At 59.0% G+C, this 24,628-nt stretch carries 28 protein-coding genes and 2 tRNA genes; 27 read left to right on the forward strand and 3 right to left on the reverse strand.

Going from position 1 to position 24,628, the window contains the following annotated elements:
* Positions 1 to 3: 3 nt before the first annotated feature.
* Positions 4 to 609 (reverse strand): sulfurtransferase-like selenium metabolism protein YedF, encoded by a 606-nt coding sequence (gene yedF / locus K349_RS0113500; protein ID WP_029166296.1) that lies wholly within the window; start codon positions 607 to 609, stop codon positions 4 to 6.
* A 182-nt stretch (positions 610 to 791) separates the two neighbouring features.
* Here yedF and selA point away from each other — a divergent pair, with 182 nt between their 5' ends.
* The 24 genes from selA to K349_RS0113620 all read left to right on the forward strand — a co-directional run bounded on the left by selA (position 792) and on the right by K349_RS0113620 (position 21,207).
* The gene (selA, locus tag K349_RS0113505; protein ID WP_029166297.1) at positions 792 to 2,192 is read left to right on the forward strand and encodes an L-seryl-tRNA(Sec) selenium transferase; all 1,401 of its coding nucleotides are present in this window, start codon (positions 792 to 794) and stop codon (positions 2,190 to 2,192) included.
* On the forward strand, positions 2,189 to 4,144 hold the full coding sequence (gene selB / locus K349_RS0113510) for a selenocysteine-specific translation elongation factor (RefSeq protein WP_029166298.1): 1,956 nt from the start codon (positions 2,189 to 2,191) through the stop codon (positions 4,142 to 4,144). The genes selA and selB overlap by 4 nt, the downstream gene beginning before the upstream one ends.
* Before the next feature lie 213 nt (positions 4,145 to 4,357).
* A complete protein-coding gene (locus tag K349_RS0113515) occupies positions 4,358 to 4,603 on the forward strand; it encodes a Veg family protein (protein WP_029166299.1) in 246 nt (81 codons plus the stop codon).
* Between the two features lie 393 nt (positions 4,604 to 4,996).
* Positions 4,997 to 5,698, forward strand: a complete 702-nt coding sequence (locus K349_RS0113520; protein ID WP_157367399.1) for a 4-(cytidine 5'-diphospho)-2-C-methyl-D-erythritol kinase — start codon at positions 4,997 to 4,999, stop codon at positions 5,696 to 5,698.
* A 5-nt stretch (positions 5,699 to 5,703) separates the two neighbouring features.
* Positions 5,704 to 6,501, forward strand: coding sequence for a phosphoribosyltransferase family protein (locus tag K349_RS0113525; protein WP_029166301.1), 798 nt, complete (start codon positions 5,704 to 5,706; stop codon positions 6,499 to 6,501).
* Positions 6,502 to 6,586: 85 nt separating this feature from the next.
* Positions 6,587 to 6,772, forward strand: a complete 186-nt coding sequence (locus K349_RS0113530; RefSeq protein WP_029166302.1) for a ferredoxin — start codon at positions 6,587 to 6,589, stop codon at positions 6,770 to 6,772.
* 56 nt (positions 6,773 to 6,828) lie between these two features.
* Positions 6,829 to 6,905 (forward strand) — tRNA-Ile (locus tag K349_RS0113535).
* 66 nt (positions 6,906 to 6,971) lie between these two features.
* A complete protein-coding gene (locus K349_RS0113540) occupies positions 6,972 to 7,757 on the forward strand; it encodes a Nif3-like dinuclear metal center hexameric protein (RefSeq protein WP_029166303.1) in 786 nt (261 codons plus the stop codon).
* A gap of 77 nt (positions 7,758 to 7,834) precedes the next feature.
* Positions 7,835 to 8,824 carry a tryptophan--tRNA ligase gene (gene trpS, locus K349_RS0113545; RefSeq protein WP_029166304.1) on the forward strand — a complete coding sequence of 330 codons (990 nt, stop codon included), beginning with the start codon at positions 7,835 to 7,837 and terminating at the stop codon, positions 8,822 to 8,824.
* Between the two features lie 82 nt (positions 8,825 to 8,906).
* Positions 8,907 to 9,644, forward strand: coding sequence for a segregation and condensation protein A (locus K349_RS0113550; protein ID WP_029166305.1), 738 nt, complete (start codon positions 8,907 to 8,909; stop codon positions 9,642 to 9,644).
* Between the two features lie 13 nt (positions 9,645 to 9,657).
* Positions 9,658 to 10,254, forward strand: a complete 597-nt coding sequence (gene scpB / locus K349_RS0113555; RefSeq protein WP_034265754.1) for an SMC-Scp complex subunit ScpB — start codon at positions 9,658 to 9,660, stop codon at positions 10,252 to 10,254.
* Between the two features lie 4 nt (positions 10,255 to 10,258).
* Positions 10,259 to 11,008, forward strand: a complete 750-nt coding sequence (locus K349_RS0113560; RefSeq protein ID WP_051464377.1) for a pseudouridine synthase — start codon at positions 10,259 to 10,261, stop codon at positions 11,006 to 11,008.
* Positions 11,009 to 11,040: 32 nt separating this feature from the next.
* On the forward strand, positions 11,041 to 11,922 hold the full coding sequence (locus K349_RS0113565) for an HDOD domain-containing protein (protein ID WP_029166308.1): 882 nt from the start codon (positions 11,041 to 11,043) through the stop codon (positions 11,920 to 11,922).
* A complete protein-coding gene (gene cmk, locus K349_RS0113570) occupies positions 11,922 to 12,593 on the forward strand; it encodes a (d)CMP kinase (RefSeq protein ID WP_245588061.1) in 672 nt (223 codons plus the stop codon). Before K349_RS0113565 ends, cmk begins: the two co-directional genes overlap by 1 nt.
* 10 nt (positions 12,594 to 12,603) lie before the next feature.
* The gene (locus K349_RS0113575) at positions 12,604 to 13,242 is read left to right on the forward strand and encodes a lysophospholipid acyltransferase family protein (RefSeq protein ID WP_029166310.1); all 639 of its coding nucleotides are present in this window, start codon (positions 12,604 to 12,606) and stop codon (positions 13,240 to 13,242) included.
* Positions 13,229 to 14,359, forward strand: a complete 1,131-nt coding sequence (hflX, locus tag K349_RS0113580) for a GTPase HflX (RefSeq protein WP_029166311.1) — start codon at positions 13,229 to 13,231, stop codon at positions 14,357 to 14,359. Before K349_RS0113575 ends, hflX begins: the two co-directional genes overlap by 14 nt.
* A 1-nt stretch (position 14,360) precedes the next feature.
* Complete coding sequence (locus K349_RS0113585; RefSeq protein WP_029166312.1) at positions 14,361 to 15,248, forward strand: YicC/YloC family endoribonuclease; 888 nt, start codon at positions 14,361 to 14,363, stop codon at positions 15,246 to 15,248.
* 5 nt (positions 15,249 to 15,253) lie between these two features.
* Positions 15,254 to 15,517: a DUF370 domain-containing protein gene (locus K349_RS0113590; protein WP_029166313.1), complete on the forward strand. Its 264-nt coding sequence runs from the start codon at positions 15,254 to 15,256 to the stop codon at positions 15,515 to 15,517.
* A complete protein-coding gene (gene gmk, locus K349_RS0113595; protein ID WP_029166314.1) occupies positions 15,501 to 16,088 on the forward strand; it encodes a guanylate kinase in 588 nt (195 codons plus the stop codon). The genes K349_RS0113590 and gmk overlap by 17 nt, the downstream gene beginning before the upstream one ends.
* On the forward strand, positions 16,085 to 16,333 hold the full coding sequence (rpoZ, locus tag K349_RS0113600; protein WP_029166315.1) for a DNA-directed RNA polymerase subunit omega: 249 nt from the start codon (positions 16,085 to 16,087) through the stop codon (positions 16,331 to 16,333). Before gmk ends, rpoZ begins: the two co-directional genes overlap by 4 nt.
* Positions 16,334 to 16,374: 41 nt before the next feature.
* Positions 16,375 to 17,598, forward strand: coding sequence for a bifunctional phosphopantothenoylcysteine decarboxylase/phosphopantothenate--cysteine ligase CoaBC (gene coaBC, locus K349_RS0113605; RefSeq protein ID WP_029166316.1), 1,224 nt, complete (start codon positions 16,375 to 16,377; stop codon positions 17,596 to 17,598).
* A complete protein-coding gene (locus K349_RS0113610) occupies positions 17,595 to 19,415 on the forward strand; it encodes a primosomal protein N' family DNA-binding protein (protein WP_029166317.1) in 1,821 nt (606 codons plus the stop codon). The genes coaBC and K349_RS0113610 overlap by 4 nt, the downstream gene beginning before the upstream one ends.
* Before the next feature lie 58 nt (positions 19,416 to 19,473).
* Entirely contained in the window at positions 19,474 to 20,796 is a 1,323-nt protein-coding gene (der, locus tag K349_RS0113615) for a ribosome biogenesis GTPase Der (protein ID WP_029166318.1), read from the forward strand.
* A gap of 105 nt (positions 20,797 to 20,901) precedes the next feature.
* Positions 20,902 to 21,207, forward strand: a complete 306-nt coding sequence (locus K349_RS0113620; RefSeq protein WP_029166319.1) for an HU family DNA-binding protein — start codon at positions 20,902 to 20,904, stop codon at positions 21,205 to 21,207.
* A gap of 189 nt (positions 21,208 to 21,396) precedes the next feature.
* On the opposite strand, the gene rsmA is transcribed toward K349_RS0113620, so the two are convergent.
* Together rsmA and K349_RS0113630 are read right to left on the reverse strand one after the other, a co-directional pair.
* Positions 21,397 to 22,233 carry a 16S rRNA (adenine(1518)-N(6)/adenine(1519)-N(6))-dimethyltransferase RsmA gene (rsmA, locus tag K349_RS0113625; protein ID WP_034266189.1) on the reverse strand — a complete coding sequence of 279 codons (837 nt, stop codon included), beginning with the start codon at positions 22,231 to 22,233 and terminating at the stop codon, positions 21,397 to 21,399.
* A 116-nt stretch (positions 22,234 to 22,349) separates the two neighbouring features.
* Positions 22,350 to 22,427 (reverse strand) — tRNA-Pro (locus tag K349_RS0113630).
* A gap of 207 nt (positions 22,428 to 22,634) precedes the next feature.
* Between K349_RS0113630 and trmB the strand changes: the two genes are divergently transcribed.
* Genes trmB through coaD form a run of 3 tightly spaced genes read left to right on the forward strand, consistent with a single transcriptional unit; the run spans position 22,635 to position 24,613 of the window.
* Entirely contained in the window at positions 22,635 to 23,576 is a 942-nt protein-coding gene (gene trmB / locus K349_RS0113635; RefSeq protein WP_029166321.1) for a tRNA (guanosine(46)-N7)-methyltransferase TrmB, read from the forward strand.
* 26 nt (positions 23,577 to 23,602) lie between these two features.
* The gene (locus tag K349_RS0113640; protein ID WP_029166322.1) at positions 23,603 to 24,109 is read left to right on the forward strand and encodes an RsmD family RNA methyltransferase; all 507 of its coding nucleotides are present in this window, start codon (positions 23,603 to 23,605) and stop codon (positions 24,107 to 24,109) included.
* A 6-nt stretch (positions 24,110 to 24,115) separates the two neighbouring features.
* Positions 24,116 to 24,613 carry a pantetheine-phosphate adenylyltransferase gene (gene coaD / locus K349_RS0113645; RefSeq protein ID WP_029166323.1) on the forward strand — a complete coding sequence of 166 codons (498 nt, stop codon included), beginning with the start codon at positions 24,116 to 24,118 and terminating at the stop codon, positions 24,611 to 24,613.
* The last annotated feature ends 15 nt before the right edge of the window (positions 24,614 to 24,628 follow it).

The raw sequence follows: 24,628 nt of genomic DNA on the forward strand, positions 1-24,628 counted from the left end.
AACTCAACCCACGGAAAGGATTTTCCCCGCTTGCCGTAGGGCTTCGACGATGTCGAACATGTTGCTGATCGTCCCGAGCCGGATCTGCTCGGTGATACCGAAGTGCTTTGTGCAGGTGCCGCAGACGAGGATCTGCGTTCCCTTCGCCTGGAGCTCTTCGAGGCTTTCCGAGGTTGAACTCTCTGGAAGGGCGAGCATGACTCCCTCGTTCATCAGAGCGATGGTCTCCGGAAGCGTGGATCCTTGGGACAGTGTCCCGAGAAACGCCTTCATCAGCACGTCTCCAAGCGCTTCATCCCGCTTTCCCAGTGTTTTTGAGGTGAGAAGGACTGCAAGGGAGGCATTGCCGCAGGTGGAGGTATCCGAAAGCTCGGGAAGTACTTCCGTCGCCGTTGCGGGGGGTGTCCCTTCGCCGACGATGCGGAAATCCGTTCCCTCTTCGTGTATCTCTGCCCGATAGCCCGATTTTTCGAGAAACCGGGAGACATTGTTTTTGGCAACGGCGTTGTCCACAAAAATTTCAAGGGATGTGGCACCGGCCGCGATGGCGTTCTTCGTCAGAACCACCGGCTGAGGGCAGGCTTTGCCGCGGGCGTCGATGTGCTGCATGTGTTTCCCATCTCCTTCTTCAATTATGATAGAAAAATCCTGTGTTCCCCCTTGGGGAGTGCTTCAAGCGCGATAAGACAACCCTTCGCCGCTTGCGTTGATGGTTTCCCGGCGACGGCTTCGTGGAGCTTTGGTGTATCATTACCTCTAAAGAAGAGTATAACCGATGAGAGGGTGAGACCGTGAAGGATACACTTCGGGAGTTGCTTCGCGCCATACCCCCCATGGAACGTTTTCTGGAGACGCCCTGGGCAGAAGAGGCCTCCCTTGGTTTGGGCAGGGACAGCATCAAGAGCATCGTCTCCGACGTGATCGGTGAATACCGCAACGCACTCCGAAAGGGTGAGGGAACAGTGCTCTCCGTGGAGGATCTCGAAGCGGAGATGCGGCGGCGATGCCTGGAGAAATGCGCACCGAGCCTTCGCCCTGTGGTGAACGCCACAGGGGTGGTGGTGCACACCAATTTGGGGAGATCCTGTCTGCACGACGAGGCCATCGAGGCGCTGACGGCCGTTGCCCGGAGCTACAGCACCTTGGAATACAATCTCGACGGAGGAAAACGGGGGCACCGGGACTCTCATGTGGAGTGGCTTCTCTGCCAGCTTACCGGTGCCGACGCTGCTCTTGTGGTGAACAACAATGCGGCGGCAGTGCTTCTTTGTCTCGCCGCGCTGGCAAAAGATCGGGAGGTGGTCGTTTCCCGTGGTGAACTTGTGGAAATCGGCGGTTCCTTCCGCATTCCCGACATCATGGCCTTCTCTGGGGCGAAAATGCGGGAGGTGGGCACGACCAACCGCACTCATTTCCGGGATTATGCCGAGGCCGTCTCGGAGGCAACGCGCATGCTCCTTAAGGTACATCCTTCGAACTACCGCATCGTGGGCTTTTCCGCCGAGGTGGGACGGGAGGAACTCGCCACGCTGGCGAGGGAGAAGAAACTCGTTTTTCTGGAGGATCTCGGAAGCGGCGTTTTGGTGGACCTCTCCCCCTTCGGTCTTTCCGGAGAACCCACGGTGCGCCACTGTATTGCCGAAGGCGTGGATCTCGTCACGTTCTCGGGGGATAAACTGCTCGGCGGTCCTCAGATCGGCGCCGTAGTCGGACGGAAACAGCTCGTGGACGAACTTCGCCGCTATCCCCTCGCTCGGGCGCTGCGAGTTGACAAAATGACCCTGGCTGCTCTGGAGGCGACGCTGCGCCTTTACTTGACGGACCGGTGGCGGGAAATTCCCTCCCTGGCCATGCTCTGTGTGGATGGAGACATCTTGCGGGAGCGGGCGGAATGCCTTGCCGCTCGGCTTGGCGAGGCGATTCCGGCGGCTTCCTGCCGTGTACTGTCCGTTGAGGACGCCGTGGGGGGTGGCGCGTTTCCCGCCCGGGGAATTGACGGCTTTGCCGTTGCGGTGAGCCTGCCGGGTTGGAGCGCCGCAGCACTCCAGGCCCGCCTTCGCCTCTGCGTTTACCCTGTCGTGGCAAACGTTCAGAATGAACTCGTCTGCCTGCATCTCCGAACGCTCTCGGGGGAGGATGAGGAGTGCCTCCTCGCTGCGTTCCGGGAAATTACAGGAGGTGGAGAACCATGAACGCCGGTGAGCGGGAAGTTCCCTTCGTTCTAGGGACGGCGGGGCACATCGACCACGGCAAGACCACCCTTGTGAAGGCCCTCACGGGAATCGACTGCGACCGGCTTCAGGAGGAGAAGAAGCGGGGCATCACCATCGAACTTGGATTCGCCCCTCTGCGTCTTCCCGGCGGAGCCGTGGTGAGCATCGTGGATGTGCCGGGGCACGAGCGTTTCATTCGGCAGATGGTGGCGGGCGCTTCTGGCGTGGACGCGGTGCTCTTCGTGGTTGCCGCGGACGAAGGAGTCATGCCCCAGACGCGGGAACACCTGGCGATTCTCTCCCTCCTCGGTGTCCGGGACGGCGTGGTGGCCCTTACGAAGGCCGACCTCGTGGACCCCGAGATGTTGGAACTCGTCCGGGAGGACGTGGCGGAGGCTCTCCGGGGAACGTTTCTGGAGAGCGCACCGGTTTTCGCCGTTTCGGCGCACACCGGCGAGAACCTGGACCTTCTCACCCAGGCCCTGGAATCTCTCGTGGAGCGTGTTCCCCCCAGGGATCGTTCCGGAGGATTCTTTTTGCCCGTGGACAGGGCGTTTCCCATTTCGGGATTCGGAACAGTGGTGACCGGAACGGCCTATACGGGTACGTTGCGCTCGGGGAGTGATGTGGTCCTTCTTCCCTCGGAACGGGCTGGCAAGGTACGCACTCTTCAAGTGCATGGCCGTCTCGTGGAAGAGGCCTGGGCGGGGCAACGGATCGCCGTCAATCTTTCGGGAGTGCCCGTGGATGCGATCAACCGCGGAGACGTGCTTTGCTCGCCCGGCATGTTCGTTCCCACCTCCTGTCTGGACGTGGTCCTCCGGGTGCTTGCTTCCTCAATGGAGCCGGTGAAGCACTGGCAACGGGTCCACCTTCACGTAGGAACCTCGGACACGCTCGCCCGGGTGGCTTTGTTGGATCGGCGCCAGATCGAACCCGGCGAAGAAGCTCCCGCACAGCTCGTCCTCGAAGAGCGCATCGTTGCCTGTTTGCATCAGCGTTTCGTGGTGCGCTTCTACAGTCCTCTCGTGACCATCGCGGGAGGCGAGATCCTCTATCCCTACGGAAACAAACCCCGGGGGCGAAAGGCCAGGGCCGCCGTGGCGGGACGGATCGAAACGCTCCTTGCCGCTCCCGGAGGAAGCACGTTGTTCGCTCTTCTCGCGGACGAGCGAACCCGCATCTCCCTGAAGGAGGCCATGGTCTTGCTCCAGCAGACTGCAGAGGGAGTGCGCGCCCTGGCGCAAGAGCTTGTCCGGGGGAAACGCATCGTCGTTCTGGGGAAGGGCAATGACGAGAGCTATGTCTCTACGGTTCAGCTGAAGAAGATCGAGACGCTTCTCCTTGAGACGCTCGACGAATTCCATGCGACTATGCCCCAATTGCGGGGAATGCCCCTGGAGCAGCTTGTGGCACGCCTTTTCCCCGGCGAGGATGTCCGTTCCGCGAAGGAGATCCTTTCCCTCTTCCTCGAAAATAGCACGATTTTGCTGGAAGAGGGGCGGGTCAGGTCGCCCCGGTTCATCTACAGGGATCCTGAGGAGTTACGGCGGCAATTACGCGATCTCGAAGAACTGTGCGCACGTTCCGGTGTGGTTCAACTCCCGCTTCTGGAGGAAGTGCGCCACGCACTGCATCTCTCCGAGCAGGACCTGCGCATTCTCATGGATGTGGCGCGCCAGGAGGGGCTTGTGGCGGTGATTTCCGAGGGCATGCTTCTTCACCGGGTGGTGGAGGAGCGCCTTCTCGGACTGCTCGGTACGGTGGAATCTGATATCACCGTCGCGTCGGTGCGGGACCTCACCGGAAGCAGTCGGAAATACGTGCTTCCCATTCTCGAACATTTCGACGCCCAGGGGTACACGCGTCGCGTGGGTGACAAACGAATCCTTCGAAAGAAAAATCTCAGGCAAGAAGGCAAAAATAAATAAAAAGAAAATAATAATAAATTTTTTATATATGCCATCTTCGGAAGTGGGCTTTATGCCACGAGGCTGAAACGGGATGGCAAGCCACTGCGCGCTTCCAAAGAAGAGATCGGCGCGGAGCCGGTTTTTCTCAAGTGTAATAAATGACATGCAACTTTGCGTAATCTGGAATTTTATGGTAAAATCGATCCAAATTTCCATTAGGGAGTGAAGCACATGGGCTGCAGCCTTTCGAGCATTCGAGAGCGGATAACTCTGCACAAGGGTTCGCGAGTTCGGTACAAGGCCTCGAAAGGACGCCGCAAAGTGGAGGAGCGCCAGGGAGTCATCATCGAAACCTATCCCAAGCTGTTTACCATGTTTGTGGAGTCCCAGAACAGTACGGTTTCCTTCAGTTACGTCGAACTTTTGACGCACGAGGTGGAACTGGAGATTCTCCCCCAGCACGAGAAGATCGTCTGATTTGTTCTGGAGGGAATGAGGAGTGTGGGCAAAAACCCGACTTTGTCTTCGGGGTTTTCTTTGTCTCTGAAACCCTGAAAGGGTTTTTTGTGCTTTTTTGTAACGACAGCGTTTTTCCGACCCGACGCCTCGGCGTCGGGTTCGTCGTATGAAAAGTGTCCGCATCCGCGTCCCCTTTCGGCGTTTTTTCAGCGATGCGGGGAACGAAGGAGAACGATCATGCAGGAACAACTTTTCTCTTACGGAAAGATAAATTTTACGCTGCGTGTCACCGGAAAAAGAGGGGATGGATATCATTTTCTTGTAACCTCTTTTTTTCGAATCGGACCGCTTGAAACCTTGACAATTCGAGAAATAAAGCATCATAATGTCCAGAGCCCGGATGTCCTTCGCGTGCACAATGCGGTTGTGGCGGAAGAGAACATTCTTTTTCGGGTTCTTCGGGAGGCGAGGCAAGAAATACCTGATCTTCCGGCCCTGGAAATGGACCTCTGGAAGCAGGTTCCTCCCGGAAGTGGCCTCGGAACGGGCAGCGGCAATGCGGTGGCGCTGGTGCGCTGGCTCCGGGATCGCAAGGGCGTCACTTTCGGCGGTTCACTGGCCCGGATAGGGGCGGATGTTCCCTTTTTGGCAGGGGATGCGCGGTGCGCCCGTGGAGAGGGCGTGGGAGAGGTCTTGATCCCGCTTCCGAACCTTTCGGAATGTGCTGTCGTTCTGCTTCTTCCCCGATGGCGTTGCGACACGAGGGACATGTTCCGGGAGCTGGATGTGCTCTGCGAGATTCCTTCAGCGGAGGGCGCGTGGTTTGACGAGGGAGTGGCCCGGCAGGAGCTCGATCTTCTTTGCGGGCGCCTCCGGAATCATGAGAGAGTGGGATTGCTGCCAAACGATTTTCTTGCTCCGCTGCGGAGGCGGCACCCCGAGTACGAACGCTTTTTTGCCGTCGCGGAAGCAACGGGCTCCTTTGCCTGGGGCGTCAGCGGCAGCGGCAGTACGGCCTTCGCTCTCTTTCCGGCGAGGGAGGCGACGAAGGGTTTGTGTGCTCGTGCCGGAGAGTGGGCATGGGTGCATACCTTGATCGTATTGGAGGAATGAGAGACATGAGAGGGCAACGCACGGAGCGCCTCGTCCGTATTGCCTCCCGCTTTTTGTTTTCCCCGTCCCGCCAACTGTCGCTCACGAAAGTTGCTACGGATTTCGACGTGTCGAAAACCGTCGTCAGCGACGACGTGGCGATCATCGATGCGGCTTTTCGTCAGGAGGGGCTCGGACGCATGATGGTGGATCGCGGCAGGAACGGAGGTGCTGCCTTCGTGCCCGAGATGAGCGAGGAACGACGCAAAACCTTCCTCGAAGAGCTGGCGGTCATTCTCTCCGGTAAGGACCGGTTGCTTCCCGGAGGACTAATCTACTACAGTGACCTGATCTTTCATCCTTTCTACGCGTTGAACCTGGGATATATCATGGCCGGAAGTTTTCAGGGAACGAAGGTGGATGTGGTCATGACCTCCGAGGTCAAAGGGATTCCCCTGGCCATGTTCACGGCCTATGCCCTGGGGGTTCCACTGGCAGTGTGTCGCTTCCGCAACAGGGCGAGCGACGGGCCCGCCGTGGCGGTGCACTATCCCACTGCAGGAGGAGATGTGCGGACCATGTATATGGGAATGCGCCATCTCGAACGCGATTCCCGGGTGCTCATCGTGGACGATTTCATGCGTGGAGGAAGCACTGCTGCGGGAATGCTCCAGGTTGCCCAAGAATTCGGAGCGAAGGTCACGGGGATGGGCGTGTTCCTGGTCTCTGCGGAACCTCAAAAGAAAGCTGTTCCGGAATACACGGCGTTGCTTCGCCTCTCCAACGTGGAGGGCGTGGCAAGGGTTGACGTGGCATCCCGCTGAATCGCTCTACAGCGCGTCCGGATCCGGTTTGACGCGAATCATGACCTGCGCTACAATCGTCCCGCGGAAGGAGGTGACCATGATCATGGTCGTAACGCTTGATGCGGACGAATGCATCGGATGTGGCGTGTGCTCTCAGATCTGCCCGGACGTGTTTGAACTGAATGAGGACGCGGGAAAGGCGAGAGTCATTCGTCCCGAAGGTGCGGAGTGTGCCACCGAAGCTGTAGACAGTTGCCCTGTCGGGTGTATCCATATAGAGCAGAAGTGACGGATCGACGGCTTTTCTGGCTCCCCTGGGGAAAGCCGCTTTCTGTGCGCCCTTGCGGGCCCATAGCTCAAGTGGTTAGAGCCACCGGCTCATAACCGGAAGGTTCCTGGTTCAAGTCCAGGTGGGCCCACCAGAATCATGAATGCCAAGCCACCGAGCGGTGGCTTTTTTTGTATGACCGGGGAGGTGCCGGGAGACGATGGAGAAGCGGGTGGACGAAATCCTGGAGGAAGTGCATTGGATCGCACCTTTTTCGGGAGCGGAATCCTGGGATAATGTGGGGCTTCTCGTCGGGTCACCTTCCTGGTCCGTGAAACGAATCGCCGTGGCCGTGGATGTCACCGAGGAGATCGTGGAGCGCGCCGCCCAAAAGGGGTGTTCGCTGCTTTTCAGTCATCATCCCCTTTTTCTGCACCCCTTGAAAAACGTGCTCCTCAATACGCGGGAGGGGCGGATCATTGAAAGGAGTCTGGCTCATCGCGTCGCCCTCGTCGCTCTTCATACAAACTGGGATCGCTCCCGCATCGGCGTGAACGTTGCTTTGGCGAGCGCGCTTTCTCTGCGGGATGTGAGGCCCCTCCTGCCGGCAACGGAGGCCGAACTGTGGGGTGATGGGGCCGTCGGTTCCCTTGATGCCGCAGTACCTCTGCGGGATTTTTGCGCGGGGCTCCGGAAAGCGTGGGATATCTCCTGGGTTCAAGCGTACGGAGATCCTCGCCGTGTCGTTTCCAGGGTGGCCCTTCTGGGAGGTTCCGGCGGCGGATTCTGGAAAGCTGCGTGCACATCGGGAGCACACGTGTACGTAACGGGTGATCTCAAGTATCATGATCGTTTGGACGCCCTGTGGCACGGGCTCGATCTCGTCGTGGTCGATCATGGCGAGATGGAGGAATGGTCCATGAAACATCTCGCCATGGCGGTCCGGGAGATGACAGGCCTTGAGACAGAGGTTTTTCCTCTTCCGCGGCGGATGTTTTCCGCGTAAGCGTCATGAGGTGATTCGAAGAGATGTGTGTATCGGAGAACCGCTGTGAATCGGCGGAAAACAAGAGGTGATCGGAAGTGAAGGAACGTGTTTTCAGCGGCATGCGCCCCACGGGAAAACTGCATCTCGGGCATCTGGCAGGAGCGCTGACGAACTGGGTTCGCATGCAGGACGACTATGAGTGTTTCTATTGTATCGTGGACTGGCACGCCCTTATGTCGGACTATGCCGACGTGAGCAGGGTGCGGAGCAACTGCCGGGAGGTTCTTCTCGACTGGCTCGCCTCCGGCCTTGATCCCGAACGGAGCACTATCTTCATTCAATCCCACGTGCCGGAGCACGCGGAACTCCATCTGGCCCTCTCCATGATCACGCCTTTGGGATGGCTTGAACGGTGTCCCACCTACAAGGACCAGATCCTCAATCTCAAAAACAAGGACCTGGGAAACTATGCGTTTCTCGGTTATCCTGTCCTCATGGCCGGAGACATTGTTCTCTACAAGGCGCATAAGGTGCCTGTAGGAGAGGATCAGTCCGCGCATCTGGAGATTACCCGAGAGATCGTGCGACGGTTCAACAATTTCTTCGGCGAGGTTTTCCCCGAGCCGGACATTCTGCTCACACCCTTTCCCAAGGTGCCGGGAACGGATGGAAGAAAGATGAGCAAATCCTACGACAACTCCCTGAACATCTCTGACACTACCGAGGTCATCTGGGAGAAACTTCGGACCATGATGACCGACCCCGCCCGGGAGCGCCGCTCCGATCCGGGAGATCCGGAAAAATGTCCAGTCTGGGATCTGCACAAGGTGTTTACCTCCGATGCGGTCTGCCGCGAGGAGCTTGCCCAGGGATGCCGCACTGCGGGAATCGGCTGCATCGACTGTAAGAAAGTGCTCCGGGACAACGTGAACACTCTGCTCGATCCGATTCGGGAGCGCCGGCATCACTACGAGAACCACGGGGACGAAGTGATGGACATCCTGGCGGAGGGAGCGAAGAAGGCCCGTCTCGTCGCCGCGGCGACGATGAACGAAGTGAAGCAGGCCATGGGGCTTGTCCTGTAGGAACAGGTGCGGCGAGCCTTTTTGGAAATTTCAGTGGTCTCCACTCTCTTGAGCCGAGAACGACGCGACAGGAGTGGATGCCATGTTCTATGAAGTGGTGACGGGTTCGTTCGCCGGACCGCTGGATGTGTTGTGTGCACTTGTAGAATCCCGTTCCATCGAGGTTTCCACCATTCGCGTCTGGGAGGTCATTTCCCTTTATGGGAAGTACCTTTCCGAGACGGAACGTACGACCATCAAGGAATTGGCGGAATTCCTCTCTCTTGCGGCACGCCTTCTGCTCGGGAAGGTGCATGCGCTCCTTCCCGAGCAGAAGGCGGCGGTGCTTCCCGGGGATGAGGACGATGCTCCGGAAGACCTAGTCCGAGCCCTTTCCCGCTACCGTCCCTACCGGAAGGCGGCGGAGGTTTTCGGCGAGCGGTTTCGGGTGCGCAGTGCCTTTTTCTCCCGCCCGGGAGCCGACGAAGGGCCGCCCATCTACGATCTGGGGGATCTCTATGCGCTTTCCCGTCTCTGGTGGCGCCTGCTCGACCGGAAACGGGGCGGTGCTCAGGGGGATGAAGAAGGCTACGAGGATTTTGCCTGGGAAGGCGTCCCCATGGCGGTTCCCGAGGAGACCCAGGTGGAGACGCGCATGCAGGAAATTCGGGATCTTCTCGACGAGCGCGGGGAAGTGACGTTGGAGGAGTTGCTCACCCCTGCACCGACGAAATCGGTGTTGGTGCTTTGTCTGCTTGCACTTCTGGAGCTGAGTCGTCTGGGGGAACTTCGCATGTTTCAGAAAGAACTGTTCGGTCATGTCACCGTCGTCGCTCTGTAGCGGAGGAGAGCCTGTGCAGCCTTTTCTGACAGCCCTGGAACGCACCGTCGAGGCGATTCTCTTTGTCGCCTCCGAACCGGTCTCCACGGCGGAACTCGCGGAGACCACGGGGAGTTCCCCGGCTTCCGTTGAAGCGGCCCTCTCCTCCCTGCGATGCCACTACGAAGCGGAACGACACGGGTTGACCCTTCTGCCTCTGGCCGGAGGATGGCAGATGGTCACCTCTTCCGATCTTGAGGAGGAGCTTCTCCGGTTCCGCGATGTGGCGGGGAGCAACAGGATACGCCTGAGCAAGGCTGCCTTGGAAACATTGGCGGTTATCGCCTACAATCAACCCGTGACGCGTTCGGAGATTGAGGAGATCCGGGGTGTGAGATCGGATCGCGTGGTGGAGACCCTCCTGGGACACGGGCTTGTCCGCGTGGCGGGAAGAAAGAAGGGGACGGGAACCCCGCTTCTCTACCGGACGACGGACCGCTTTATGGAGCTTTTCGGGCTTAATTCCATCGCGGATCTCCCCTCCCGGGAGGAACTCGAGGACGAACTCGCGAATGCCGAAGAAACGACTAATGGCACGTCCGCCTTTTTGGCGGAGAGCGAAGGAGAATGACTCCGTGCATTCTTTCCGTTCGAATGGGACGGCCATGCGGCTGAACAAGTATCTCGCCTCCTGTGCCGTAGGGTCTCGAAGGACCGCGGACGCGCTGATTTTCGCAGGAAGAGTCCGGGTGAACGGAGAGGTGGTGCGGGAACCCGGAAGGAGCGTGCTTCCCGGAACGGATCTCGTTTTGGTGGATGGCGTCGTCGCCTCCCCGACGGAAAAGCTCTACGTGGTTTTTCACAAACCACCTGGCGTGGTCTGCGCCTGTAAGGATCGCTTCGAAAAAACCGTGATGGATCTTTTGCCGCCCTCTCTGGTTGGACAGGGACTTTTTCCGGTGGGGCGGTTGGACAAGGAATCCGAAGGACTGTTGCTTCTCACGAACGACGGCGATTTTGCCCAGGAAATCATGCATCCCTCCTTCGGTGTGATCAAACGCTACCACGTGCGCCTGACCGCGCCGGTGGACGCGAGAACGCTGCAGCAGTGGAGAAAAGGTATCCTCATGGAGGGCAGGGTCGTCGTGCCCGTTCTCGTAGAGCCACTCTGGGGTTCTGAGAAGTCCTTCTGGATTCGGGTCGATCTCCAGGAGGGAAAGAAGCGGGAGATCCGCGTCATGGCCAGAGCCTTGGGATTGCGGATTCGGCGTCTTGTCCGCGTCGCCGTGGGCAAACTCGAACTCGCCGAACTTCAATCGGGGGCATGGCGGCTGTTTACCCGGGAAGAGTTGTGTCGTATGATTGCTCTAGGTGGTAGGATCTAGTTCGAAATGCCTATTCGCCGGGAGGGGAGAGGATGCAGGGACTTGACGAACGAACCCGCGAACTGATTCAGCGCAGGGTCCTGAAACGGGTGAAGGATATCCCCTCGTTGCCCCAGTTTGTGGTGGACACGTTGAAGAAACTCGACGATCCGAAGAGCAGCGCATCGGATGTCGCCGATCGTCTTTCCAAGGACGAGGGACTCGTCATCCGTATCTTGCGGCTTGCCAATTCCGCTTATTATGGATTGCCCCGCCGTATCGTGAGCGTCACCGAAGCGATCGCGCTTCTCGGGTTCAAGACCGTCAAGAGCATCGTGCTCGCCGCGTCGGTCTACAAGTTCATGGACAGTTCCTTCTCCGGCTACGCTTTGGACAGGGGGCTTTTGTGGAAACACTCCCTCAGTGTCGCTTTCGCGGCGAAACACATCGCTAGAAAGTGCAAGGTGGAAGAAGAAGAGGCCTATGTGGCGGGTATGCTGCACGATCTGGGAAAGATCGTGCTCAACGATTTCGTCCGTTTCGGCTACGGGATCATCGTGCGCCTCGTGGAGGAGGAGCAGGTTCCCTTCATGGACGCGGAGCGCCAGGTGCTCGGGTTCGACCATGCTCTCGTGGGCGGGCTCATTCTCGAACAGTGGAACCTTCCGGAGTCGTACATGGCTTCGGCCAGATACCATCACGAGCCGGAAGCGTACGAGGGACAAGAGGGTGTCATCCGTTCCATCGTGGATGTGATCCACGTGGCGAATGCGCTCTGTCTCATGCTCGGCATCGGCGTGGGTGCGGACGGTCTTCAGTATTATCTGTCGGAGAACGCGCTGGAACGTCTCGGTATCTTCGATGTGGAGGGACTCATGTCCGAGATCGTCGATCTGATTTCCCAGGTGGACGAGGAATTTCAGGTAGGAGAGTAGTGACGTCATTCATGGGAATGCTCATTACCATCGACGGACCAGCTGGATCCGGCAAGAGCACCGTATCGAGAAAACTTTCCGAGAAGCTCGGAATTCCCTTTCTCGACACGGGGGCGCTTTATCGTGCCCTCGCGTTTTTTCTGCATCGCAAGAACGTTCCTTCCATGGAGGGGCCTGTCCTCGACGCCGAGCTGGCGGCGGTGACGGTGAAACTGAAGACGAGCGCGGTTTTGGTTAACGGAGAGGATGTGACGCAGTTCATCCGTTCGCCCAGGGTCGATGCGGTCGTCTCGGCTTATGCGGCCCTGCCGTCCCTACGGCGGAAGCTCCTGGACCTGCAGCGCGACCAAGCGGGCGAGCTGGGTCTCATCGCCGACGGAAGAGACATGGGAACGGTGGTCTTTCCCTGGGCGACGCTGAAGATCTTTCTCACCGCCTCCCAGGAGGAGCGGGCATTGCGCCGATGGAAAGAACTTCGGGAACGAGGGGAGTCCTGTACCCTTGAGGAGGTCCTCGAGGAGGTCCGCCGTCGGGACCGGATCGATTCGGAGCGGGAGGTGGCGCCGCTGCGAGCGGCGCCCGATGCGGTGATCCTGGATACGGACGGTCTTTCGATTGAAGAAGTGGTACAGCGCCTCCTCGATATGATCGCCGCACGACGAAACACGTGAGGTCCTCTCCATGAAAACCATCAAGTATTTTCTCGTTCGTTTTTTCTGCAAGCTCTATCTTCTCCTGTATCATCGGTGCAGTGTTTCGGGTCTCGAGGGTGTGCCGCAGAGGCGACCTCTCATCATCGCTTCGAATCACTGCAGTCATCTCGATCCGATCGCCGTCGGCGTTTCCTATCCGGAAAGGCTCCGGTTTCTCGCGAAGGAGGAACTTTTTCGGGTTCCCTTCATCGGTTTCGTCGTCTCCGCCGTGGGAGCGGTTCCGGTGGCGAGGGAGGACAGCCAGCGTGCGGGGGTCGTGTTGAAAATTCTTCTGGAGCTTCTCGAGGCCGGAGAAAGTGTGGTCCTCTTTCCCGAAGGCCACCGTTCCAAGGATGGTCGGCTGCAGAAATTGGAGGGCGGTGTGGCATTGCTTGCGAGCAGGACCATGACGCCGGTGCTTCCCGTCTTCGTGGACGGGGGATTTCATGCTATGCCCCCCGGAGCGGGATTCCCCAGACCGGGCAAGCTCAGGGTCGTGTACGGAGAGACGATCTATCCCGATCAGGCGCCGGAGGGGTGTTCCGAGAAGGAGCGGCGTCAGTGGATACTGGAGGAGCTCGAGCGGCGCCTGCGCTCCATGGAGGCGGATTCCCGTGCCGGAGGATAGTTCCCTCTCCAAGCGGAGAGCGCTCACAGTCTTTCTCGAACGCCCCGGAGAAGAAGATCTGCGAGTGCTTCTCGAAAAAGAACTCCAACTTCTCCTGGAAAATGTGGGAATCAGCGTGGTGGGAACGGTGGTCCAGAGGCGAGCGGCTCCCGATCCCGCCTTTTTTATCGGTCAGGGGAAAGCGGAGGAGGCGGCACTGATGGCGCGCTCTCTTGATGCGGGTGTCCTCGTCTTCGACGATGCTCTCACGCCCGGTCAGGTGCTCAACCTGAAGAAGCGAACCGGTCTGGAGATCCAGGACCGTCCCGGCGTCATCGTCACGATCTTTCAGGCCAGGGCGCACACCGCGGAGGCGAAACTTCAGGTGGAACTCGCCCGGTGCCGTTACGAGGTTCCCCTTCTGAAGGGGCTTGGACAGCAGATGTCCCGGACGGGTGGAGGCATCGGGACCAGGGGTCCCGGAGAGACGGAATTCGAGCGGCATCGACGCAAACTGGAGAGGCGCATTCGGGATATCGACAAAAAACTCCAAGTGGTGCGGCAGCGCCGGGAATATCAGCGGAAACGACGTTCCCGCTCCGGATTTCCCACAGTCGCCCTTGTGGGATACACGAACAGTGGAAAGTCTACCTTGTTACGAACTCTTTCTGGAGATGGTTCCATTCTCGCTCGGGATCAGCTTTTTTCCACCCTGGACACGGCGGTGCGTCGCGTGACGCTCCCCGGAGGGCGGGAAATCCTGATGGCAGATACGGTGGGATTCATTCGGAAGCTGCCACCGGCGTTGGTGGCAGCGTTTCGTGCGACCCTCGAAGAAGTTGCATCGGCGGATCTTGTGCTGCTCGTACTGGAGGTGGCTTCCCCGGACGTGACGGAGACGCTCCAGACGGTACAGCAGATGCTCTTCGACATCGGCGCTGGAACGGTGCCCAGAATACTGGTGCTCAACAAGGTCGACCTCGTCGATTCCGTGTTTTTGGAAAGAATTCAGGAGAGGCTTGTCGGAGCAGGAGAGACGGTGGTTTCCGTGAGCGCTCTCCGGGGAGACGGTCTCGACGTTCTTCTCCGAAGGATTGCTGCACGTTTGAACGAGAAGCCCTGGGAGGAGAGTGTGTAGTGTGCTGCGCAGCATGACAGGATTCGGGCGTGCCCAATGCGAGGGGGAATGGGGATCCCTTGCCGTCGAAATATCCAGCGTCAATCATCGGTTCCAGGAAGTGAGCGTTCGCCTTCCCCGGGAAGTGGCGCATGCCGAACATGCGCTGCAACAAAGGGTACGTCAGGCGTTCCGCCGGGGGAAAGCCCAGCTTCGCGTGGAGCTTCGCCTCGCCTTGACCGCAAAGAGCGCCCTCGTCAACGAGGAGGTTTTCGAAGTCTACGTCCGCAAGATTAATGCTTTGCGCACGTCTCTGGACCTTCCTGGGGAGTTTCGCTGGGAGAGCCTTCTCGCCCTTCCCGGTGTTGTGGGTAGCGCGGTGGATTCTCAGGACACTTCGGACGAGGCCATCCAGGAAGCCCTGCGTTCCACCCTCGACGATGCCCTTGCACAATGGAATGCCATGCGACGAACCGAGGGCGAACACCTCGAGGAGGATGTGAGGGGCCATTTGCGCCTCTTCGAGGAACGGATTGATCTCATCGAGCGACGCTGGCCGGAAATGAGGGACAATGCCTTCCGGTCCATGGTGGAGCGGGTGACGCTCCTTGCGGTGGAGTGTGGTCCTCTTCCCGATCAGGGACGTTTGCTTCAGGAGATGGCTCTTCTCTCCGATCGATGGGACATCGCCGAAGAGATCTCCCGCTCCCGAAGCCACCTCGAAAAATTTCGGCAGATTCTCGATGGCGAGGAGGGGAGCGGCAAGAAGCTCGACTTCCTCCTGCAGGAAATGAACAGAGAGATCAACACCATTGCGTCCAAGGTCGCGGACGCGGAGTTGCGATGGGTTGCGGTCGAGGCGAAGAGTGATCTCGAGCGCCTGAGAGAACAGATTCAGAACGCGGAGTGAGAGACATGGGATATCGTCTGGTTCACATCGGTTTCGGCAATATGGTGGTGGGTGAACGCATTGTCGGCATCATCAGTCCCGCCTCCGCCCCGATCAAGCGTCTAAAAGAGGAAGCGAGAGAAGCGGGCAGGCTCGTTGACGCCACGCAGGGGAGAAAGACCCGGGCGGTCATCGTGACGGACAGCAATCATGTGATCCTGTCCGCGCTTCAGCCAGAAACCCTCTCCCATCGCTTCGAAGTGGGAGGGGACGATGGCGAGGAGGAATAGAGGGATACTTTTCGTCATCTCCGGGCCGAGCGGCGCCGGAAAGGGAACCCTTCGGAAAATCCTTTTCGACCGGGTTCCCGGACTTGCCTATTCCGTCTCCTGCACGACACGACATCCCCGAGAAGGCGAGCGGGACGGCATCGACTACTGGTTCGTCACGGAAGAGGCGTTCAACCGAGCCCGCGATCGCGGAGAATTTCTCGAGTGGGCTTTAGTGCACGACCATCACTACGGAACCCGTGCCGAGGATGTGCGACGCGAGCTGGAGCGTGGTCGCGACGTGGTGCTCGAGATCGACGTTCAGGGGGCGCTTTCCATACGTGACGCCTGTCCGGATGCGGTGCTCATCTTCATCGCTCCCCCCTCTGTGGATGAGCTTTCCGATCGACTCCGGGAGCGGGGTACCGAGACGCCCGAAGACCTTTCCCTTCGCTTGAGAAACGCCATGACGGAGATGGAAATGGCCTCGAAGTACGATCACGTGATTTTGAACGACAATGTCGAACGTGCTGCGGAGGAACTCATTGCTCTCGTGGAGAGTTACAGAAATTCCAAGGAGGTTCAGTCATGATTTTTTGCGATTTGGACGAGCTTTTCAGTAAATTGCCCATCGAGAACAAATACCTGCTCACTCGCGTCCTCGCCCAGCGGGCGAGACAACTCAGCGAGAGCAAGGGACGCAATATTCTGGAGGAGTCAGGAGAGAAGTACATCTCTTCGGCTATACGGGAGCTCGCTGCGGGCTCGCTTGTTCTTTCCTTTTCTCCCGAGGAGGAAAGCGCACCTCGGAGCGCCGACAAGTCGCCGTCCGCCTGAGACGGCACGGGAGCGTTCGACTGCGTGAAGGGGGCGAGGTCGTGACGGCGTGGAAAGAGAAGCGGCGGATTCTTCTCGGGGTGAGCGGGGGCATTTCCGCCTACAAAGTCCCGGATTTCGTTCGTGCCCTGCGGCACGGAGGCAACGAGGTGGACTGTATCCTCACGGAAGCGGCGGAGCGTTTTGTGAGCCCCATGGTGCTCGCCACTCTGTCGGAACGGCGGGTATGGCTCGAGCGCGATTTTTTGAGTGACGACGGGGGGCCGCAAATTCCCCATATCCGCCTTGCCGAACGGGCTGAGGCCTGCGGCGTCGTCCCCTGCACGGCGGATACACTGCGCAAGATAGCCCAGGGAGAGGCGGGAACGCTCCTCGGAGCGACGCTTCTCGCGCTGCGCGCCCCGGTGGTCCTTTTTCCGGCTATGAACGTGCACATGTGGGATCATCCGGCCACACAGGCCTCCGTTACCCGCTGTCGCGAATTGGGATACCGGGTGATCGAGCCGGAGGAGGGGTATTTGGCCTGCGGTTACGAGGGACGTGGACGACTTCCCTCCAAGGAGGTCATCCTGGAGGAGCTGTGGCGTGCGCTCTCTCCCAAGTGCGACCTGGAGGGCGTGCGTGTTCTCGTGACGGCGGGACCAACCCTCGAATTTCTGGATCCCGTCCGTTTCCTCAGCAACCCGAGTTCCGGAAAGATGGGGTATGCCATGGCGCGCACAGCCTGGTATCGTGGCGCGGAAGTCTGTTTGGTGACGGGGCCCGTTCCGCTCGATCCTCCGCCGGGAGTGGAATGCGTTCGCGTCACCTCCGCCCTGGAAATGCACGATGCGGTCTTGCGAAAGCTCGAGTGGGCGACGGTGATCGTGAAGGCCGCGGCGGTGGGAGACTACCGGGCGGCACAGCAGGAGACGCGGAAGATCAAGCGCGAATCGCGGGAGCGCCTCTGCCTGGACCTAGAACAGAACCCGGACATCGCCGCCGCCGTGGGGAGCCGCAAGCGGGCGGACCAGTTTCTGCTGGGGTTCGCCGCGGAGACGGACGACCTCATCGCCCATGCGCAGTCCAAGATGCGCAGAAAAGGGTTGGACATGATCGTCGCCAACCCCGTTTCGGGACAGCGTAACGCCTTCGGCGCGGAGGACAACAGCGTGGTTGTCATCGACAAAAGCGGCGTTGTCGCCGAATTCTCCGGAAACAAGGAATCCGTGGCGGATTCCCTGTGGGACGAGGTCGGAAAACGACTTCGCGGAAAAGGGGCATGACCGCCACCCTTTCCGTCCACGTACCCGGCCCCTGGTGGCATGCGCTTTCCTATCTGCATGAAACGCCCCTCCGGGAGGGGCTGCGCGTTCTTGTCCCCGTAGGACGAGGGAAACGGATCGGCTTCGTCGGAAAAGAGACGTCCGTCTTCGGAGACGGCCCTCTTCCCGGAAAAGTGCGCCTCCGGTCCGTCGAAGCCGTTCTCGATGATGTTCCGTCCCTGGGGTGGGAGCTCTGGCACCTCACCGCATGGATGGGAACGGCCTTTTTTTGCGGTATGCCTCTTGCCCTGTCCGTGGTCTCTCCGGCGTTTCTCATGAAACGAGAGATCTTCTCTTTTCCGGAAATGCCTCTGCCGGAGAATACTCGGACGGGTGGAGAGGAATTCGTCTACCGGGAGAAAAAACGTTTCCGGTTCGAACGCTACATAGAGATTCTGGGCAGAAATCCCGCAGGACCCTCGGGGCTCGCTCTTTTTTCCGAGGAAGGAGAGGCACGAGATTTCTGGACGGCTCTTCCCGAATCGATGCGCGAAAAGGGCGTCCTGTGGCCTTCGTTGGGTGGAAAGCGCCTCGCGGAAACATGGCGGAAGGTCCGGAGCGGCGAGACGACGTTTGTCGTGGGAGCGCGGGGGGCTGTGTTCGCACCCCTTTTCCGGCCGGAGGTCATTCTCGTTGATGAGGAGGCGAGCGGCGGCCACATTGGCCCCGGCACTCCCGCCTTTCATGTCAGGACCGTCGCCTTTCGGCGTGCTCAGCTCTGGAAATCCCTTTTCCTTCTGGGGGGAAGGATGCCTTCGTCCAGAGTGTTTCTTCGCGGAAGGCTCTCTTGTTCCTCCAAACCCGGAAAACGGCTCATTTTCGTGGATGTGGGACGTGCAAAGCGCCATGACGTGACAGGGGTGGAAGGAGGACTCCGTCTCAGCGGAACTCTCGTGCGCAGAACCTTCGAAGCCGTCTCCGCGGGCAAGGTGGTTCTCTGGCTCCTCGACCGGAAGGGATATGCCGGAGAAGTCGTCTGCGACCAATGCGGCCGCTCCTTTCACTGTCCCCGATGCGGTACTGTGTGCAGAGTGGAGGGCGAGAGCCTCCATTGTTCCCTGTGTGGAGAGAAGCAACTCTTTCCTCGGGAATGTCCGGCATGCCGCAACCTTCTCCTGGTGGGGAAACGTCCCGGCCTGGAGGCGTTGTTGCCCATTGCGGAACGACTGTGGAAGGGAGCTTTTCCTGTCCGGCTCTGGCACAGCGGGCTTTCGGGAGAGAAGCGCCACTTGCGCGCTCTTCTGGAGGAAATGCGCCGCGGGGGACTCGTGGTGGGCACTCGCTATGCGCTGCAGCTTTGCGATGCACTCCCAGTCGGGTGCGTTTCCTGGATAGACGCGGACGGAGAGGCGCGTCGTCCCTTTTATGATGCGCGCTTCCAGGCCTTCAAGATGGTTTGGGAGTCCTGCTGGAGAGGAGAAGGAGCGGAGCACCGTCTCGTTGTCGTCCAGAGCAGGAACGTTTCCCTTCCATGGCTGGGGGCTCTGAAGGTCGGCTGGGATGTCTTCTGGAGACGGGAGCTTCAGGAACGAAAGGATTTAAACCTTCCCCCGTGGACAACCTTGCTCTGTCTCGAGCTGCCCGAGACGATGGAGAAGGAGCGCCTGGTGGATCGATTGGAGGCCGAAGGGTTTGCCCCTCTCGACCCGGATCCATCGGGGCGGATGGTGTGGCTTCGCGTGCAGGAAGGACATCGCCTCTTTCGCGCCCTCTTTCCGCTCTTCCACCTTCAGTCGCGTCAAGGCGACTTTCCGAGAATCACCCTGTGGCGTGAATGAACGTACCGATATGCCGAAAAGGCAACAGAAAACGTAGAAACGAGAGGTAGGAAAACACATGGCTGTCGTAACTGTCGTAGGGCGCCCGAACGTAGGGAAATCATCGCTTTTCAACAGGATCGTCGGAAGGCGTGCCGCCATTGTCGACGATCTTCCCGGCGTGACCCGGGACAGACTCTATGGAGAGACCGAGTGGAACGGACGCCGGTTCTACGTGGTCGATACGGGCGGCATCGTCTTCGAGGAGGATCTCCCCTTTGCTCCGGGCGTGTTTGCCCAGGTCCGTTCGGCCATTGAGGAGAGCGATGTCATTCTTTTTGTCATCGATGGCAGGAACGGGCCGAATTCCGTGGACGGGGAGATCGCCTCGCTCCTCCGGAAGAGCCGGGTTCCGATTCTCGTGGTGTGCAACAAAATCGACGACCCCGTTCACGAGAAGGAAATGTACGAAGCCTACGGACTCGGCTTCGAACAAGTTTTCCCCGTCAGCGCCATGCACGGGCGGAATGTCGAGGACCTTCTCGATGCGGTGGTCTCGCTTCTGCCCGAACCGGGAAGCGAGGAGGAGGTCGAGGAACCGGAGATCTCCGTTGCGCTCATAGGGCGTCCGAACGTCGGAAAATCGAGTATCCTCAATGCTTTGCTCGGAGAGGAGCGTTCCCTCGTGAGTCCCATTCCGGGAACGACGAGGGATGCCATTGATTCTCTCGTGGATATCGGTGGTGTCCTCTATCGCTTCATAGACACCGCAGGCTTGCGGCGAAAGAGTCGCGTCGATTCCGACGTGGAATATTACTCGAACCTCCGCAGTTTCGAGGCCATCGACCGGTGCCACGTGGCGGTGCTGGTCATGGAAGGAGGAGAGACGGCGACGGATCAGGACAAACGGCTTGCCGGCCGGGTGCTGGACCGAGGCAAAGGGCTCGTTCTCGTGGTGAACAAATGGGATCTGGCGCCGAAACGGGAAGCTCTGGGAGACGAAATGCGCAAATTTCTGAAAAACGAATTTACCTTTGCGGCGCATGCACCCACGGTGTTTGTCTCCGCGAAGACCGGAAGGAACCTCCACAAGATTCCGGAGCACGTAGCGGTCGTGCACGCAAACCGGCGTCGCCGCATTTCCACATCCGAGCTGAACCGACTTCTTCGGGACCTGATGGCGTTCGAACGCCTTCCCAGCGACGGGTCTGGGCGATTTCTCAAGATCTATTACTGTGCCCAGGTACGGACAGCACCGCCTACCTTCGCCTTTTTCGTCAACGATCCGAATATCGTCACCCAGCAATTTCACCGGCACGTGGAGAAACAGTTGCGCCAGCTTGCCTGCTTCGATGGCGTTCCTCTTCGAATTCACTGGCGAAAAAGCGAGAGAAAGGAATAATAACCTCTTGACCATCAGCAAAGAAGCTGGTAATAATAGGCGGGAACAGGAGCCGTTGCGGTGTTCGCAAAGGTTCCTGTCAATTTGTACAGGAGGTGTTGCGCGGTGACGAAGAATGACCTGGTGCAGGAGGTTGCCAAAGCGACGAATGTGAGCAAGAAAGCGGCAGCCGAAGCGGTGGAGGCGGTCTTCAAGGCCGTTCAGGGCGCTCTCGCGAAGGGCGACAAGGTGCAGCTCGTGGGCTTTGGAACCTTCGAGGTTCGTCACCGTGCCCCGAGACAGGGAAGAAATCCCCAGGATCCCAAGAAGGTCATCAAGATTCCCGCGAAGAACGTTCCCGCATTCCGTCCCGGGAAGGCCTTGAAAGACGCGGTGGATGCCAAGGCCGCGAAGGCTGCGAAGAAGAAATAGTCCTTTTTCGCCTTTCTTATCCGGCTGTGCGCGCATACTGTCCGTGACGGCAGGTTCGCCTGCCGTTTTTTATTTTATGGAATCTCTGAATAAGGCTGCGTCAGCCCCGCAGAGCGCCTCGCAGAGCCTGATGCGACCCGAGTCAAGGAAAAACCAAAGGTCTTTATTCAGAGTTTTCTCAGAGCTTCCTTACATGGCGAGATGCCTTTTCTTAAGGTCGTTGTGCAAAGCCAGCCACTGGCCGGTTTCCAATTCCTCCGCTCTTGCGGTGGGGGCTATCGCCAGGGACGAGAGGCGCTCCTCGGCGTGTGCGCGGTCCTTGCCGGCAATGCCAAGGAGCGTGGTGCGCAACATTTTCCTCCGTTGGGCAAAGGCGTTGCGAAGAAGGGACCTCCAGAGGGAATCGCCGGGAAGCCATGCGTACTCTTTTTCCAGAACGATCCGGACCAGGCTGGAGTCCACCGAGGGACGCGGAAAGAATGCCGTAGGAGGGATGTTCCGAAGGAGTGCCACATGTCCCATAGCTTCGAGCGTGATACCGAGGGGTGTCCGTGCCTTTGTGCCCGGAGAGGCGACGAGGCGTTCCGCCGCTTCTTTCTGGACCATGAGGAGCAGTGTCCGCAATCCACGTCCGCTCAGGCACTCGAGGAGTGTCCAGAGAAGGGGTGTCGTGATGTAGTAGGGGACGTTGGCGATGACCTTGTTTGGTCCTTCGGGCAGCTCTCCGTAGGGAAAGCGGAGAGCGTCGCCCCAGTGGAGACGGAGCCTGGGGTGGCGCTGCGCCAGGGGTTCCAGATAGGGGGCCAGCCTCCGGTCCAGTTCGATGGCAATGACCTCCCGACATGGTCCGGCGAGCAGTTCTTCCGTGAGCACTCCCATCCCGGGACCGATTTCCAGAACGAGATCCTCCGGGGCAAGCTGTGCTTCCTCGGCGAGAATGCGGAGGATATTCCGGTCCTTGAGGAAATTCTGGCCTATGTCCGTATTCGGAACGAAAGACGAAACTCTCTTTCCTTTGCCTTTCACGAGCACATTTCCACCTTCCCCGTCACTCCTCCGGAAATGGGAGACTTTTGTCCCGCCATTCCGCTTCCATACGGAAAGAAAAAGGGGGAACCTTTCGGCTCCCCCTTTCTTTTCAGTGGTCGGGATGAGAGGATTTGAACCTCCGACACCCTGCACCCCATGCAGGTGCGCTAGCCAGGCTGCGCTACATCCCGAAACGCGAGCTATTCTAGCGCACGAATCCAGTTCGGTCAAGCCACCGAATTGCCTCTTGCGGTGGGACAGGGATGATAAGGTCATCCCTGAAACAGGATACGGGTGAAGTTCCCCGTGGTCTTCGGAGGATGCAACGACATGTCCGTGTGGTTTCCTGAAAAAAGCCGGGTATAATGTGAGCGGCTCCGGAATGGGGAGGTGGCGTCGTGGGTTTCTATCTGAGTGGTTTTTATCGTATGCTTTCGGAGCAGCCGTATTTCGATTGGCCCGAAAAGCTTCAAGGGCGTCTGCCCTGGGTCGAGATCGGATTCGGCAACGGCGAATTTCTCGAACACCTTGCCGGGGCGTGTCCGCACCAGCCGATGGTGGGCATGGAAGTGTCCTTGACATGCCTTGACAAGGCCGCAAGGCGTCTCCATCGCCTGGGAGCGGAAAATGTCCGGCTTCTGTTGGGAGACGCACGTTTCCTGTTACGGGAATGCTTCGAGGACAATGGAGTAGAAAGGGTTTTCATGAATTTCCCCTGCCCCTGGCCGAAAAGTCGGCACGCTCGGAGGCGCGTCACATCCAAGAGGTTCGCCGATGCGCTTGCGGCTGTCCTTTGCGTAGGAGGAACGTTCCATCTCGTCACGGACGAGGCATGGTATGCCCGGGAGGCCATGGCTTTCCTCGGAGAACATCCGGCCCTGTGTGGCCGACTTGAGGACGCTGAAGCGTCCGATCGGCCCGTGGCGACCAAATACGAAAGAAAGTGGCGGGCCCTGGGCAAGGACATTCTGTCCGTGGTGGTGGAGAAAACCGCTCCCTGGAGAGGGGAGCGTCTCGTGGAGGAGGGGAGAGCGCTGCACGTCGAAGTTGTGTTCGAAGGCGATCTTTGGCAATGTCTCCGTGCGCTCGAAGGGAGGGAGGGGCACCAAAACGAAGCTCATTGGATCTTTAGGGAAGTTTTTCTGGGAAACGATAGCAGTGTGCTGGTGCAGGTCATCGCCAATGACGACGGATTTGAACAGCGGTTTTTCCTTCGCGCCGTCCGTCGAAACGACCGTGTTCTCATGAAGATCGACGACACGGCGACGCCCTTCAGAACGCCCGCAGTCCGCTTTTCCCTCGAAGAGGCGGCGAGATTTCTGACGAAGAATCTCCCTTGACACGATCGGGAAAGGGGACTGGACCGGTGAAGGAGGTCAGGCCTACGTCGGGGAAAGTCCTGCAGGCGCTGTTCAACATTCTCGGAGATAAAGTCTCGGCAGGAGGCTTCCTCGACCTCTTTGCCGGTACGGGACAGATTGCTCTCGAAGCCTGGCGGCGTGGAGCCCGTCCCGTCGTGGCCGTGGAGGTGCTCAGGAACCGATGCGAACGTCTCCGGGAAAACCTGGGAGGCGAAACGGAACTGGGAGTTCTTTGCATGGACGTTCGGAGAGCACTTGTTTTCCTTGCGAAAAGGAAGAGTCTCTTCGCCGTTGTTTTCGCCGATCCGCCCTACGGAAACGGATGGATGCCCGTCCTTTTCGAGCTCCAGGCACAGATCACGAAACTGCTCCTTCCCGGTGGATTGTTCGTGGTGGAGCATTCGGCGAGAGAACCTTATCCTGAAACTTCCCCCGGGTGGAGCGCGGAAAGTCGCACCTACGGCGAGACCGTGCTCACCTTTCTGCGGCGGGACGAGTCGGAAACGAGTTGAGAGACGATGAGAAAAGCCGTGTATCCGGGATCCTTCGATCCCATCACGAACGGGCATGTGTACATTGCCGAGAGGTCCGCTGCGTTGTTCGACGAGTTGGTGGTGGCGGTTCTCTTTAACACTCAGAAACAAGGAACGTTCAACATCGAGGAACGGAAAGCCATGGCGAGGGAAGCCCTGATCCATATCCCGAACGTGCACGTCTCTTCCTTTGAGGGATTGCTCGTGGATTTCATGCGCCAGGAGCGGAGTCGAATCATCATCCGGGGGCTTCGAGCCCTTTCGGATTTCGAATACGAATTTCAACTCGCCCAGATGAACCGCCAGCTTGCTCCGGAGATCGAGACGTTCTTCATCGTCACGGAAGCCCAATATTCCTATCTGTCCAGCCGATCCGTCAAGGAGGTCTTTCATTTTGGGGGGTCGATCCAGGGTATGGTGCCTCCGGGGGTCTACAGGCGCCTTCGCGAGCGTTTTCCTCCGCCCGGGTTGGACATGCGGTAGCGGCGCTCCCACACC

Origin of the sequence: Aminiphilus circumscriptus DSM 16581, from assembly GCF_000526375.1 — a bacterium.
Lineage (GTDB): Bacteria > Synergistota > Synergistia > Synergistales > Aminiphilaceae > Aminiphilus > Aminiphilus circumscriptus.